A 12,959-nucleotide genomic window follows, 5' to 3' on the forward strand; every position below is an offset into this window, starting at 1 on the left:
CCGGGTCCCGGTGTCGGCGCCGGGGCCCGGCCGGACGGGGGAAGGGACGCCCCCCGTTTCCTTAGTGGTCGTGATCCCCGGTGGGGCAGTCGCCCTCGTCCGAGAAACAGGCGTCGCTGCGCAGTTCCAGCCACATCGCGTTCATCACAGCGAACAGCGCGGCCAGCGGCAGGCCAAGAAGCCAGGCGAAATACCACATGATTTCGGTCTCCTTCAGTACAGGGTTTGGGTGTTTTCGGTGACGTCGGCCTCGGTGACCTTGCCCCACAGCACCTTGTAGACCCAGGCGGTATAGGCCAGGATCAGCGGCATGAAGATCAGCGTCACCACCAGCATGATGAACAGCGTGCGGTGCGAACTGGACGCGTCCCACACCGTCAGCGAACTGTTGGCATCCAGCGTCGACGGCAGGATGAACGGGAACATGGTCAGCCCGACGCTGGAGATGATCCCCAGAATGCCCAGCTTGGACCACAAAAGCGTCGACACCTCGCGCCCCGCGCGCAGCCCCAGCACCGCCATGGCGATCCCGATGAAGCCCAGGGCGGGCGCGGCCACGATCCAGGGCCGTTCGCCATAGGCCGCCAGCCACGAGCCGCCGCGCGTCACCTCGTTGTAAAGCGGGTTCGACGGGCCGTTCGGGACGACCGCGCCCAGTGTGAAGCCGTCGATGCCCACCGCCAGCCACAGCCCCGCCAGCGCATAGGCGCCCGCGGCCACGATGCCCGCCTTGGTGCCGATGGCGCGGGCGCGCTGGGCGACCGGGCCTTCGGCTTTCAGCGACAGCCACGCGGCGCCATGCATCAGCAGCATCGACAGCGACACCACACCGGCCAGCAGGGCAAAGGGCCGCAGCAGGCCGATCAGCTTCATGATCGCGTTGCCGGGATACATCGGCATCAGATCCTCGGTCAGATAGAACGGCACGCCCAGCAGGACATTGCCCACCGCCACGCCGAACAGCAGCGCCGGCACCGCGCCCCCGGCAAACAGCGCCCAGTCCCAGCGGCTGCGCCAGGTGGCGCTGTCGCGCTTGGAGCGGTACTTGAACGCCACGGGCCGCACGATGAAAGCCGCCAGCACCAGGAACATCGCCAGGTAGAAGCCCGAGAAGCTGACCGCGTAAAGCGGCGGCCAGGCGGCAAAAATCGCGCCGCCGCCTAGGATGAACCAGACCTGGTTGCCCTCCCACACCGGGCCGACCGTGTTGATCGCCACGCGGCGTTCCACATCGGTTTTCGCGACAAAGGGCAGCAGCGCGCCGACCCCCATGTCGAACCCGTCGGTCAGGGCAAATCCGATCAGCAGCACGCCCAGAAGGACCCACCAGATCACGCGCAGGATGTCGAAGTCGATCAATTCGAAAAGGACCATGTCACTTACTCCGCCGGGGTTGTGGTAAAGGGCGATGCGTCATCCGCGCGTCGGCGCAGACGCGCCTCGTGCCGGGATTGCCAGGCCGCGGTTTCGTCCACGTCCAGATAGGGGCCCTTGCGGATGTATTTCACCATCAGGCTCATCTCGATGATGAACAGGATCGTATAGAACAGCACGAAGCCCGCCAGCGTGATCAACAGATCCGCCACGCTGAGATGCGAGGCCGACAGCGCCGTCGGCAGCACCCCGTCCACCGTCCAGGGCTGGCGGCCGAATTCGGCCACGAACCAGCCCAGCTCGGCCGCGATCCAGGGGGTGGGGATGATCGCCACGGCGGCGTAAAGCGACCAGCGCGGGAATTGCATCCGCTTGAACGACGCGCGCCAGAAGAAATAGGCCATCACCGCGATGAAGCTGAACCCAAGCGCCACCATCAGTCGGAACGCCCAGAACAGCGGCCCGACACCGGGGATGGTGTCATCGGCGGCCATCTGGATCTGTGCCTCGGTCGCCTCGCGCGGGTCGTCGACATAGCGTTTCAGCAGCAGCGCAAAGCCCAGGTTCTCGGAATGGGCATCGAACCGTTCGCGGATTTCGGGGCTGACATCGGTGCGGTCGGCCCGGATGGTCATCAGCGCGTCATAGGCGATCAGCCCGTCGCGGATGCGCTCCTCGGCCTCGGCCACCAGATCGTTGATGCCGGGGATTTCCTGCGTCAGGCTGCGCGTCCCGATCAGGCCCATGACCCAGGGGATTTCCACCGCATAGTGGGTCTCGCGCGCTTCGCGGTCGGGAAAGCCGATGGCGGTGAAGGGGGCGGGGGCGTCGTGGGTTTCCCACATCGCCTCGATCGCGGCCAGCTTCATCTTCTGGGTGTGGCTGGCCGAATAGCCGGATTCGTCGCCCAGCACCACGACCGACAGGGCCGAGGCAAGGCCAAAGGCCGACGCCACCGCAATCGACCGCCGCGCCAGATCCTTGTGCCGGTCCTGCAGCAGGTAAAGCGCCGACACGCCCAGCACGAAGACGCTGGCGGTCACGTAACCGGCCGAAACCGTGTGCACGAATTTGGCCTGCGCGACCTCGTTGAACAGCACCTCGAAGAAGCTGGTCATTTCCATGCGCATCGTGTCGGGGTTGAATTCCGCGCCCACGGGGTTCTGCATCCAGCCATTGGCGATCAGGATCCACAGCGCGGAAAAGTTCGAGCCGATGGCCACCAGCCAGGCGACCACCGCGTGCTGCACCTTGGAAAGCTTGTCCCAGCCAAAGAAGAACAGCCCGACAAACGTGGCCTCAAGGAAAAAGGCCATCAGGCCCTCGATCGCCAGCGGCGCGCCGAAGATGTCACCGACATAGTGGCTGTAATAGGACCAGTTCATCCCGAACTGGAATTCCATCGTGATGCCGGTGGCGACCCCCAGGACGAAGTTGATCCCGAACAGCGTGCCCCAGAATTTCGTCATCTGCCGCCAGATGGGGCGGTTTGTCATGACATAGACGGTCTCCATGATCGCGACGAGGATCGACAGACCCAGCGTCAGCGGCACGAAGAGAAAGTGATACATGGCCGTCATCGCAAATTGCAGGCGCGACAGCTCGACCAGACCGATCTCCATTTTGGGCTCCTTCGAACGCAGTAATTCCGCATCGGCGATGCGGATTAACTGCGGGAATAGGCGAAACCCGTGAAGCGCGTTTTGATCTGGGTCAAAAACCGACATCAAAGATGCAGATTATTCGTCACCTTGGCGTGGGTGGCGGCGCCAGCGCGATGCAGCGGTCGGCGAAATCGGTTTCCTCGGGGCGGTGGGCGGCCATCAGGATCGCCGCATCGGGCAGGGCGATGCGAATCCCCCCCAGCACCGCGCGGGCGGTGGGGGCGTCCAGCCCCTCGGTCGGTTCGTCCAGCAGCAGAACGCGCGGGCGGCGCAGCAGGGCGCGCGCCAGCACCAGCCGCCGCGCCTCGCCCCCCGACAGGCCCGCGCCGCGAAAACCCAGGGGCGCCGTCAGCCCGCCCTTGTCGCGGATGGTCCGGTCCAGGCAGGTGGCGCGCAACGCGGCCCAAAGCGTGGCGTCATCGGCGCCGGTATCGGCCAGACGCAGGTTTTCGGCGATGGTGCCCGCGATCAGCGCATGACGCTGCGGCACCATCGCGATCAGGGCCGTGCGCGTTGCCTCGGGCAGGGTTGCGATGGCGATGCCGCCCAGGTCGATCGCGCCGCCATCGGGCGCGATCTGCCCGGCGGCCATCAGCAGGACGGTGCTTTTGCCGCAGCCGCTGCGCCCGGTCAGGGCGATGGTTTCGCCCGGTTGCAGGGTGAACTCCAGCGGCGCGAACAGCGCGCGGGTGCCGCGCCGCGCGGTCAGGGCGCGGGCGCTCAGCGCGCCGCCTGTGGGCGCGGGGGCCGGGTCCGGCGCGGGCGCGTCGGCGGGGCGCAGCGCGGGCAGCACCCGGCGGGCGGCGGGGATCATGCGGCCGATCTCGGTCAGGGCCCGGCGCACCGGCGCCACGGTTTCCGACAGCGCCAGCGCGGCAAAGACCCCAATGGCGGCTTGCGCCGGTGTGATCTGCCCCGCCTGTGCCAGATCCGCCCCCAGACCCAGCGCCAGCGCCGTCACCGCCACCCCGGCCAGGTCCAGCGCCGCCCCCATCCGGGTTTCGGTGCGGTCCAGCGCCGATTGGGCTTCGGCGTGATAGCGGGCGGCGGCGTCGGCGCGGTCCTGTGCGTGGCCCATGCGGCCAAAGACGACCAGCTCGTCACGCGTGGCGATCAGGTCGATCAGGCGGCTGCGCAGCGCCTGCATCCCGCTTTCGGCCCGGCGCGAGGGGCGGCGCGCAAGCCATTGACCAACCACGAAAATCACGCTGGGCAACAGCCCATAGCCAAGCGCCAGCACCAGCGCCACGCGCGCATCGACCAGCCACCAGACGACCAGCGCGGTGCCCGCGATCACCGCCAGCCCGGCCAGCCCCGGCAGCATCAGCCGCAGCGCGACCCCGTCCAGCGCGTCGATATCCGCCGTCACCCGGTTCAGGAACGCATTGGCCCGCAGCCGCTCCAGGCTGCGATAGGGCGCGCGGGTCAGCCCCTGCAACAGCCGCACGCGCAACCGCGACAGGGCGCGCAGCGTCGCGTCATGGGTCGCCAGACGCTCGCCATAGCGGGCGGCGGTGCGCCCCAGCGCCAGGAACCGCACCATGGCCGAGGGGGCAAAGACGTTGAACACCGTGCCCAGCCCGATCAGCCCCGCCGCGGCGGCCGCGGTGATGAACCAGCCCGACAGCGCCAGCAGTGCCACGCCCATCACCAGAACCGTGGCCGCCAGCGCAAACCCGCGGGCAAAGGCACGGCCCTCGCCCGTCAGCAGCAGGCGCATGATCTGGCACAGGTGCTTCATCCCCGATCCTCCAGCCGGATCTCGCGCCCCAGCCGGGCGATCAGGCGCGGATCATGGGTCGCGGCGATCAGCGTGCCGCCCTGTTCGACAAAGCGCAGCAGCCCGTCGACGATGTCCTGCGCGGTCTGGGCGTCCAGATCGGCGGTCGGTTCGTCGGCCAGCAGCAGCGCCGGGCGGCCATGCAGCGCGCGGGCCAGCATCACGCGCCGCGCCTCGCCCCCCGAAAGGCCCGCGCCACGTTCGCCCAGAACGGTCAGATCGCCGCGCGGCAGGGTGTCGATCACCGGGGTGACCCGCGCGGTGTCCAGCACATCGGGGCGCAGCGGCGCGCCGAAGCCGATATTGTGGCGCAGCGAGCGGTCCAGGAAATGCGGCGCCTGCGGCATCCAGCCCAGAGCCGCGCGCCAGGCATCGGCATTGCCCCCGTCCAGGGCCGTGTCGCCGCACAGAATCCGGCCCTGGGCCGGCGGCTCCAACCCCGCCAGCAGCCGCAGCAGGGTGGTCTTGCCCACACCGCTGGGCCCTGTCAGCGCCAGGCTTTCGCCGGGTGCGATGTCCAGATCGGGATAGGCGATCCGCCGCGGGCCGCACTGCACCGCCAGCGCGCGCGTGGACAGCCCGGCAAAGGGCCGCGCCACCGCGCCATGACCCGAGCCGATCAGCCCCGCACGGTCCTGATCGCGCCAACGGTCCAGCTCCTCGGTCACCGCGTCGGCGGCGGATTTGTCGTGCCAGGCGGCGGCCAGATCGCGCAGCGGCTGGAAATAGTCGGGCGCAAGCAGCAACAGGAAGATCCCGGCAAATGGCGACAGCGGGCTGCCCCATGTGCCCCAGCCGATCTCGCCCAACAGCGCAAAGCCGACCCAGACCGCGACCATTGCCACACCCAGCGCGGCAAACAGCTCCAACACGGTCGATGACAGGAACGCGATGCGCAGCACCGCCATGGTGCGGCCGCGCAGGTTGTCCGAGGCTTCCGCGAAGCCCGCGATCACCGGCGGCGCCGCCCCGATCAGCCGCAGATCGGACAGCGCGGCCAGCCGGTCCACCAACAGATCGCTCAGCGCGCCGATCTCGACCATCTGCCGCGCGCTGGCCTCTTTCGCGGCCCAGCCCACCAGCGCCATGAAGACCGGGATCAGCGGCCCCGCCATCAGCAGCACCGCCGCCACCGCCCAGGAATGCCAGGCCGCAATCGCCAGGATCACCGGCGGCAGCACCATCACCCGCAGCCGCGCCGGGCGATAGCGCATCAGGAACGGCCGCAGCGCCTCTGTCTTTTCGGCCGCCAGCGCCGCGATGGCGCCCGCACCCCCCAGGGACGAGGGCAGGGCGGTCGCGGCCTCGGCGGCGATCACCTCGGCGCGCAGGGCCGCGATCCGGGCGGTGGCCGCCGCGCTCAACGCGTCCTGCGCCCGCGCATTCAACAGCGCCCGCAGCCCGCCCAGACCGGCAAAGATCGCGGCCATCAGCAGCGGCGCGCTGTCGCGCCCCGCCAGCAGCGCGGCCAGCACCCAGGCAATCACCGCCGCCTGCGGCAGCCACACCAGACTGGCCGCGACATGCAGCATGCCCCCCAGCCCGCCCGCGCGTCCGGGTGCCCCGCCATTCGTGTCGCTCATGTTCTGCTCGCCGGTCATTCGTCCGCTTGCCCTAGAGCATATCGAAACGGCAAAACCTGATCTGGATCAAAGAAAATCGCATCTGGCATGCGAAATATGGGGTCCGGCATAAGAGGGGCCCGATGCGTCTGACGACCCGAACCAACCTTGCCGCGCGTGTTCTGATGTTCTGCGCGGTCAATGACGATGGATATGTGCGCACCGCCGATATCGCGCGGCGCTGCAACGCGTCGACCAACCATGTCGCCCGCGTGGTCCAGCAATTGCAGGCCAAGGGCTATCTGGAAACCCTGCGCGGGCGCAGCGGTGGCATGCGGCTGGCCAGACCGCCCGAGCGGATTTCCATCGGCGCGGTCTTTCGCCTGTTCGAAACCGATATCCCCATCGCCGAATGTTTCGACCCGGCCCAGAACACCTGTCCGCTGGCCGCCACCTGCCGCCTGCGCAGCTATGTTACCCGCGCGCTCGAGGCGTTCTATCACGAGCTCGACCTGATCACGCTCGAGGATCTGGTGCGCGGCAATTGCGGGCTGACCGACCTGCTGGCGCTGCACCCGGGGGTGGGCGGTTCGTGCCGGGGCGCGGTCAGCGGCGCGTGATCCGCGCGCCCCGGCGGTGGGGCAGGGGCTACAGGATCTCGGTCTCGACCTCTATATTGCCCTGCGTGGCGTTGGAATAGGGGCAGATGAAATGGCCCCGCTCGACGATCTTCTCGACCACCGCGCGGTCGGTGCCCGGCATCCGCACGGCCAGCCGGACCTTCAGCCCGAAACCGCCATCGCTGCGCGGGCCGATCCCCACATGCGCATCGACCGTCGCGTCCTCGGGCACGGTGCCCAGCTTCTCGCTCTGGGCGGCAAAGCGCATCGCGCCCAAATAACAGGCGGCATAGCCCAGGGCGAACAGCTCTTCGGGATTGTGGCCCGCGCCCGACCCGCCCAGCTCCTCGGGGCTGGTCATCGTCACGGTCAGCATGCCGGATTTCAGCGCCGCCAGCCCGTTGCGGCCGCCCCCCTGGGCACGGGCTTCGGTCCAGTATTTGGTATCGACAGACATGTCATTTCCTTTGTGTGCGATTTAATTGCGTACCATTTATATGGGCCGCGCCGCCACGCCGTCAATCTCTTGCAAAACAATCGCGCACGATTTAAATCGGACCCATGCCCCTTGCCCCCGCCGACATGCTCTGTTTCAGCCTCTATTCCGCGTCCCACGCGATGCAACAGGTCTATCGCCCGCTGCTGGATGCGCTGGGCATCACCTATCCGCAATATCTGGTGCTCAGCACGCTCTGGTCCGCCGATGGCGCGCTGACGGTCAAGGGGATCGGCCAAGAGCTTCACCTGGATTCCAGCACCCTCACCCCGCTCCTGAAACGGATGGAGGCTGCCGGCCTCGTCACCCGCCGCCGCGACCCCAAGGACGAACGTCAGGTGCGCGTGGCGCTCAGCGATGCGGGCCGCGCGCTTCAGGCGCAGGCGGCACCTGTCCAGGCCTGCATCCTGTCCAGCACCGGCCTCAGCACCGTGGCCGCCGCGCGCCTGCGCGACCAGATCATCGCGCTGGCCGACCGGCTGCGCGACCCCGACCGCCAGAGCCCGCCGGATACCGCCTGATCACCGCACGCGGCCTTCTTCTTGGCCGAAATACTCCGCGGGGTCCGGGGGCGCGCAGCCCCCGGCCGCCGGGGCCTGGCGCGCCGCTCAGCTTTGGGTCAGCAGCTGGTATCCGGGCGTCGTGATTGCCTTGACGGTGGTGATGGGGGCGGCGTCGATCCAGGTCGTCCGCTCGATCACGAACAGCGCCGCGCCGGTGTCGGTCTGCAGCAGCTCGGCGGTCTGCGGGTCGGCCGAGATCGCATAAAACCGCAGATCGCAGCGGTTATAGGGCTTGTTCAGCACCAGCCACTCATTCGCGCTCTGGGCGCTCAGGTCGACATCGCGGATCTCGGGTGCGGTGCGCAGGCTGATCCAGCGATCCTCCAGGATATAGGGGCGGCCGTCGGACAGGTGCAGCGCCTCGACCCGCAGCATCGGTTCCGGCTCGGTCAGCTCGAACGTGGCCAGCACGCTGCGGGGGGCATCGGTCGCGGTGCGCCGGATCAGCTGGTGGCCATAGCGCCCGCCCTTCTGTTCGACCTCGCGCCGGGTGATGGGAATGTCCAGCGTCGCGCGGGTGACCGGCTCGGACCGCACCCGCGTGCCGCCCTTGCGCCGCCGTTCCACCAGCCCGCTATCCGACAGGTCCTGCATCGCCCGCTGCACGGTCGAGCGGGCACAGTTCATCTCGACCGCGATATCGGCATCGCGGGGCAGGCGGTCGCCGGGGCCATAGCGCCCGGCCAGGATCGCATCGTGGATCTCGTCACGAACGTCTTTCCAGGACAGGCGATTGGCGTGCGTCATAAATCCGGCCCGAGTTCTTTGGTCACCGCGACGAAGCGCGCGGCGATGCGGTCGCGATGGATGTGGCGGCCGTCCTGCACCATGTGGCGACCGGCGCTCCAGACATCGGTGATACAGCCGTGCCCGCGCCCGGTAAAGACAAGGCTGTCCAGCAGGGCATCGCCGGACCGGTTGCACAGGACCTCGTTATCGGTGGCCACCGCCATCAGATCGGCGCTTTGCCCCGGCGCGATCCGGCCCGAAGCGCGTCCCGCAGCCTGTGCCCCGGCCTGGGCGGCGGCGTCGAACAGCACCCGCCCGGTCGACCGGTCCGGCGTTGCCATCGCGGCGCGGCTGAGATCGCGCAGCCGCTGTGAATAGTCCAGCGTCGCCAGCTCCTGCCAGAGCGCGATGTGGATGTTGCTGTCTGACCCGATGCCAAAGCGCCCGCCCGCCTGCTGATAACCGGTGCCGTTGAAGATCCCGTCGCCCAGGCTGGACTCGGTGATCGGGCACAGACCCGCCACCGCGCCGGTCGCGGCCAGCCGTGCGGTTTCGTCATCGGTCATCTGGGTGCAGTGGATCAGGCACCAGTCGGGGCCGGGATCGGCATTGTCCAGCAGCCATTCGACCGGGCGGGCGCCGCGATGGGCCTGGACCTCTGTCACCTCGGCCACCTGTTCGGCCAGATGCATGTGGATCGGCCCCTCGGGGCAGATCCGGCGCAGCTGGTCCAGCGCCTGTGGCGGGACCGCGCGCAGGGAATGGGGCGCGATGCCGATGCGGTGATCGTCGGGGCCCTGGGCCATGATCCGGGCGCTGTCGCCATGCAGCCGTGCGAACAGGTCCAGATCGCATCCGAACCGCCGCTGCCCCCCCGCCAGCGCCCGCCCGTCGCAGCCGCCCTGCATGTAAAGCACCGGCAAAAGCGTCAGGCCGATACCGGTCGCCTGTGCGGCGGCGGCGATGCGTTCGGCCATCTCGGGCAGGTGGGCATAGGGCTGGCCGCCGATGGCGTGATGCAGATAATGGAACTCGGCCACCGCGCCATACCCGGCCTCCAGCATCTCGACAAAGACCAGCTCGGCGATGGCCTGAACGTGATCGGGCGACAGCCGGTCCAGGAACCGGTACATCAGCTGCCGCCAGGTCCAGAAACTGTCGCGCGGGTCGGGGCCGCGGGTTTCGGTCAGCCCGGCCATCGCGCGCTGGAACGCGTGGCTGTGCAGGTTCACCGGCGCCGGCAGCAACAGATCGACCGATGTCGCATCGGGCGCGGGGTCGTGCAGGATTCGCGCGATCCGCCCCTGGTCGATTTCGACGCAGATATCGCGGGCCCAGCCATCCGGTGTAAGGGCCTGACGCGCATGGATTTTTTGCATCGATCAACTCCATTGACAAAATAAGTAGCTACATAATAGCGTTATGTAGGCGTCGTCGCAAGGAGAGGGAATGACCGGTCACCTTCTGATTACACGGGCAACCATCGCCCGGATGACCGCGCCCGAGGGCGGGTATGCCTTGTTGCGCGACGGCGCGGTTCTGATCGACGGCGACCGCATCGCCTGGGTCGGGCCGACCGACGAAATCGACCCCGACTGGCGCGCCCTGCCGCAGCTGGATGCGCAGGGCCAGCTGCTGACACCCGCGCTGATCGACTGTCACACCCATATCGTGCATGGCGGCAACCGCGCGCGCGAGTTCGAGATGCGGCTGGAGGGCGCCAGCTATCAGCAGATCGCGCAGGCCGGGGGCGGGATCGTGTCGACCGTCACCGCCACCCGCGACACCGATGCCGACACGCTTCTGGCGCAGGCGCTGGACCGGGCCGATGCGCTGATCGCCGAGGGCGTCGGCGTGATCGAGGTCAAGTCGGGCTATGGGCTCGACCACGAGACAGAGCTGAAGATGCTGCGCGTGGCGCGCGCGATCGGGCAACAGCGTCCGGTGCGGATCGTCACGACCTTTCTGGGCGCGCATGCGGTGCCGCAGGGGATGGCGGCCGATGCCTATATCGACACCGTCTGCCTGCCCACGCTCGAGGCCGCACATGCCGCGGGGCTGGTGGATGCGGTCGACGGGTTCTGCGAAGGGATCGCCTTTGATACCGCCCAGATCGCCCGCGTCTTCGACAAGGCGCGGCAGCTGGGCCTGCCGGTCAAGCTGCATGCCGAACAGCTGTCGCATATCGGCGGCACCCGGCTTGCGGCGGCGCATGGCGCGCTGTCGGCCGATCACGTGGAATATGCCGATGACGATGACGCGGCGGCGCTGGCGGGGGCGGGCAGCGTCGCGGTGCTGTTGCCCGGGGCGTTCTATACCCTGCATGAAACGCGCAAGCCGCCGGTGGCGGCGTTCCGGTCCCATGGCGTGCCGATGGCGGTGGCGACCGACTGGAACCCCGGCACATCGCCGATGGGATCGGTCCTGCTGGCGATGAACATGGCCTGCACGCTGTTCGGCCTGACCCCGGCCGAGGCGCTGGCGGGCACCACCCGGCACGCGGCGCGGGCGCTGGGCCTGTCCGATTGCGGTGCCATCGCGCCGGGCCTGCGGGCGGATCTGGCGCTTTGGGGGGTCACCGACCCGGCAGAGCTGAGCTATCGCATCGGGGTGAACCCGCTGAAGACACGGATCCACGGGGGGCAGCCATGCGCGTGACACTGGAGCCCGGAGCGACGGCGCTGGGCACGCTCGAGGCGATCTGGCGCGACGGTATGGCCGCGCAGCTGGCGCCCGATGCCCGCCCGGCGATCACGGCGGCCGCCGAACGGGTGCGCCGCGCGGCGCAGGGCGATGTGCCGGTCTATGGGGTCAATACCGGTTTCGGCAAGCTGGCATCGGTGCGGATCTCGCCCAAGGACACCGAAACGCTGCAACGCAACCTGATCCTGTCGCATTGCTGCGGCGTGGGCGACCCGCTGGAGCCGCCGACCGCGCGGCTGATGATGGCGCTGAAGCTGCTGTCGCTGGGCCGGGGCGCGTCGGGCGTCCGGTGGGAGATCTGCGCGCTGATCGAGGCGATGCTGGAGCGCGGCGTCACGCCGGTCATTCCGGTGCAGGGGTCGGTCGGGGCATCCGGCGATCTGGCGCCGCTGGCGCATATGGCGGCGGTGATGATCGGCGCGGGCGAGGCATGGTTCGACGGCGCGCGCCTGTCCGGGGACGTGGCGCTGGACCGGGCCGGGCTGGCGCCGGTGGTGCTGGGCCCGAAAGAGGGGCTGGCGCTGATCAACGGCACGCAGTTTTCCACCGCCTGCGCGCTGGCGGCGCTGTTCGACGCGGGCCGGATGCTGCGCGCCTCGGTCGTGACATCGGCGTTGTCGACCGACGCGATCATGGGCTCGACCCAACCGTTGCAGGCCCAGATCCACGCCCTGCGCGGCCAGCCGGGCCAGATCGACATCGCGGGGTCGATGGCGGCGCTGATCGCGGGCAGCGGGATCCGCGACAGCCATCTTGAGGGCGACAGCCGCGTCCAGGATCCCTATTGCATCCGCTGCCAGCCACAGGTCGCGGGGGCGGCGCTGGATCTGTTGCGCTTTGCCGCCCGCACCCTGCAGATCGAGGCCAACGCCGTCACCGACAACCCGCTGGTGACCGATGCGGGCATCCTGTCGGGAGGGAATTTCCATGCCGAGCCTGTGGCCTTTGCCGCCGATCAGATCGCGCTGGCCCTGGCCGAGATCGGCGCCATCGCGCAGCGCCGCGTGGCGTTGATGGTCGATCCGACGCTCAGCTTCGATCTGCCGCCCTTCCTGACCCCGGAACCGGGGCTGAATTCAGGCTTCATGATCGCCGAGGTCACGACCGCCGCCCTGATGAGCGAGAACAAGCACCTGGCCAATCCCTGTTCCACCGACAGCACCCCGACATCGGCCAACCAGGAGGACCACGTCAGCATGGCCGCGCATGGCGCGCGCCGGTTGGGGCGGATGCTGGACAACCTGTCGGTGATCCTGGGGGTCGAGGCGCTGTGCGCCGCGCAAGGGGTCGAGGCGCGCGCGCCGCTTGTCACCTCGGGCGCGTTGCAGGCCGCGATCGCCGCGCTGCGGGCGCGTGTTCCGGCGCTGGGCGCGGACCGGTTTCTGGCGCCCGACCTTCAGGCCGCCGCCGATCTGGTACGCCAGGACGCGTTGGCGCGCGCCGCAGGGGTCGAGGTCACGCTATGAGC

The 12,959-nt window shown here is 68.9% G+C and carries 12 protein-coding genes; 4 read left to right on the forward strand and 8 right to left on the reverse strand.

Annotated elements, in window-relative coordinates; translation table 11 throughout:
* Positions 1-61: 61 nt before the first annotated feature.
* The 5 genes from cydX to CLM60_RS09920 form a co-directional block, all read right to left on the reverse strand.
* Positions 62-199, reverse strand: coding sequence for a cytochrome bd-I oxidase subunit CydX (gene cydX / locus CLM60_RS09900; protein WP_095588996.1), 138 nt, complete (start codon positions 197-199; stop codon positions 62-64).
* A gap of 14 nt (positions 200-213) precedes the next feature.
* On the reverse strand, positions 214-1,374 hold the full coding sequence (gene cydB, locus CLM60_RS09905; RefSeq protein WP_095588997.1) for a cytochrome d ubiquinol oxidase subunit II: 1,161 nt from the start codon (positions 1,372-1,374) through the stop codon (positions 214-216).
* A 5-nt stretch (positions 1,375-1,379) separates the two neighbouring features.
* Complete coding sequence (locus tag CLM60_RS09910; protein ID WP_095588998.1) at positions 1,380-2,996, reverse strand: cytochrome ubiquinol oxidase subunit I; 1,617 nt, start codon at positions 2,994-2,996, stop codon at positions 1,380-1,382.
* A gap of 124 nt (positions 2,997-3,120) precedes the next feature.
* Positions 3,121-4,779 (reverse strand): amino acid ABC transporter ATP-binding/permease protein, encoded by a 1,659-nt coding sequence (locus CLM60_RS09915; RefSeq protein WP_095588999.1) that lies wholly within the window; start codon positions 4,777-4,779, stop codon positions 3,121-3,123.
* Positions 4,776-6,401 (reverse strand): ABC transporter ATP-binding protein/permease, encoded by a 1,626-nt coding sequence (locus CLM60_RS09920; RefSeq protein WP_245848326.1) that lies wholly within the window; start codon positions 6,399-6,401, stop codon positions 4,776-4,778. The genes CLM60_RS09915 and CLM60_RS09920 overlap by 4 nt, the downstream gene beginning before the upstream one ends.
* 122 nt (positions 6,402-6,523) lie before the next feature.
* Here CLM60_RS09920 and CLM60_RS09925 point away from each other — a divergent pair, with 122 nt between their 5' ends.
* Positions 6,524-7,000 (forward strand): RrF2 family transcriptional regulator, encoded by a 477-nt coding sequence (locus CLM60_RS09925; RefSeq protein WP_095589001.1) that lies wholly within the window; start codon positions 6,524-6,526, stop codon positions 6,998-7,000.
* Between the two features lie 28 nt (positions 7,001-7,028).
* Here CLM60_RS09925 and CLM60_RS09930 read toward each other — a convergent pair whose 3' ends face one another.
* Complete coding sequence (locus CLM60_RS09930) at positions 7,029-7,457, reverse strand: organic hydroperoxide resistance protein (RefSeq protein ID WP_095589002.1); 429 nt, start codon at positions 7,455-7,457, stop codon at positions 7,029-7,031.
* Positions 7,458-7,561: 104 nt separating this feature from the next.
* On the opposite strand from CLM60_RS09930, the gene CLM60_RS09935 reads away from it, so the two are divergent.
* Entirely contained in the window at positions 7,562-8,017 is a 456-nt protein-coding gene (locus tag CLM60_RS09935) for a MarR family winged helix-turn-helix transcriptional regulator (RefSeq protein ID WP_176473846.1), read from the forward strand.
* A gap of 87 nt (positions 8,018-8,104) precedes the next feature.
* Here the strand turns inward: CLM60_RS09935 and CLM60_RS09940 are convergent, their stop codons facing one another.
* Both CLM60_RS09940 and CLM60_RS09945 read right to left on the reverse strand, forming a co-directional pair.
* The gene (locus CLM60_RS09940) at positions 8,105-8,806 is read right to left on the reverse strand and encodes a histidine utilization transcriptional repressor HutC (protein WP_095589003.1); all 702 of its coding nucleotides are present in this window, start codon (positions 8,804-8,806) and stop codon (positions 8,105-8,107) included.
* Positions 8,803-10,167 carry a formimidoylglutamate deiminase gene (locus tag CLM60_RS09945; protein WP_095589004.1) on the reverse strand — a complete coding sequence of 455 codons (1,365 nt, stop codon included), beginning with the start codon at positions 10,165-10,167 and terminating at the stop codon, positions 8,803-8,805. The genes CLM60_RS09940 and CLM60_RS09945 overlap by 4 nt, the downstream gene beginning before the upstream one ends.
* A gap of 70 nt (positions 10,168-10,237) precedes the next feature.
* On the opposite strand from CLM60_RS09945, the gene hutI reads away from it, so the two are divergent.
* Together hutI and hutH are read left to right on the forward strand one after the other, a co-directional pair.
* Positions 10,238-11,446, forward strand: coding sequence for an imidazolonepropionase (gene hutI / locus CLM60_RS09950; RefSeq protein WP_095589005.1), 1,209 nt, complete (start codon positions 10,238-10,240; stop codon positions 11,444-11,446).
* Positions 11,437-12,957 (forward strand): histidine ammonia-lyase, encoded by a 1,521-nt coding sequence (gene hutH / locus CLM60_RS09955; protein WP_095589006.1) that lies wholly within the window; start codon positions 11,437-11,439, stop codon positions 12,955-12,957. The genes hutI and hutH overlap by 10 nt, the downstream gene beginning before the upstream one ends.
* Positions 12,958-12,959: the final 2 nt, after the last annotated feature.

It is taken from the genome of Actibacterium ureilyticum (assembly GCF_002285435.1).
GTDB classification, from domain to species: Bacteria; Pseudomonadota; Alphaproteobacteria; order Rhodobacterales; family Rhodobacteraceae; genus Actibacterium_C; species Actibacterium_C ureilyticum.

Excerpts from the sequence above, each read along its gene's own strand:
- cydX (WP_095588996.1), bottom strand. The coding sequence starts at position 199 with ATGTGGTATTTCGCCTGGCTTCTTGGCCTGCCGCTGGCCGCGCTGTTC.
- cydB (WP_095588997.1), bottom strand. The coding sequence starts at position 1,374 with ATGGTCCTTTTCGAATTGATCGACTTCGACATCCTGCGCGTGATCTGG.
- CLM60_RS09910 (WP_095588998.1), bottom strand. The coding sequence starts at position 2,996 with ATGGAGATCGGTCTGGTCGAGCTGTCGCGCCTGCAATTTGCGATGACG.
- CLM60_RS09915 (WP_095588999.1), bottom strand. The coding sequence starts at position 4,779 with ATGAAGCACCTGTGCCAGATCATGCGCCTGCTGCTGACGGGCGAGGGC.
- CLM60_RS09920 (WP_245848326.1), bottom strand. The coding sequence starts at position 6,401 with ATGAGCGACACGAATGGCGGGGCACCCGGACGCGCGGGCGGGCTGGGG.
- CLM60_RS09925 (WP_095589001.1), top strand. The coding sequence starts at position 6,524 with ATGCGTCTGACGACCCGAACCAACCTTGCCGCGCGTGTTCTGATGTTC.
- CLM60_RS09930 (WP_095589002.1), bottom strand. The coding sequence starts at position 7,457 with ATGTCTGTCGATACCAAATACTGGACCGAAGCCCGTGCCCAGGGGGGC.
- CLM60_RS09935 (WP_176473846.1), top strand. The coding sequence starts at position 7,562 with ATGCCCCTTGCCCCCGCCGACATGCTCTGTTTCAGCCTCTATTCCGCG.
- CLM60_RS09940 (WP_095589003.1), bottom strand. The coding sequence starts at position 8,806 with ATGACGCACGCCAATCGCCTGTCCTGGAAAGACGTTCGTGACGAGATC.
- CLM60_RS09945 (WP_095589004.1), bottom strand. The coding sequence starts at position 10,167 with ATGCAAAAAATCCATGCGCGTCAGGCCCTTACACCGGATGGCTGGGCC.
- hutI (WP_095589005.1), top strand. The coding sequence starts at position 10,238 with ATGACCGGTCACCTTCTGATTACACGGGCAACCATCGCCCGGATGACC.
- hutH (WP_095589006.1), top strand. The coding sequence starts at position 11,437 with ATGCGCGTGACACTGGAGCCCGGAGCGACGGCGCTGGGCACGCTCGAG.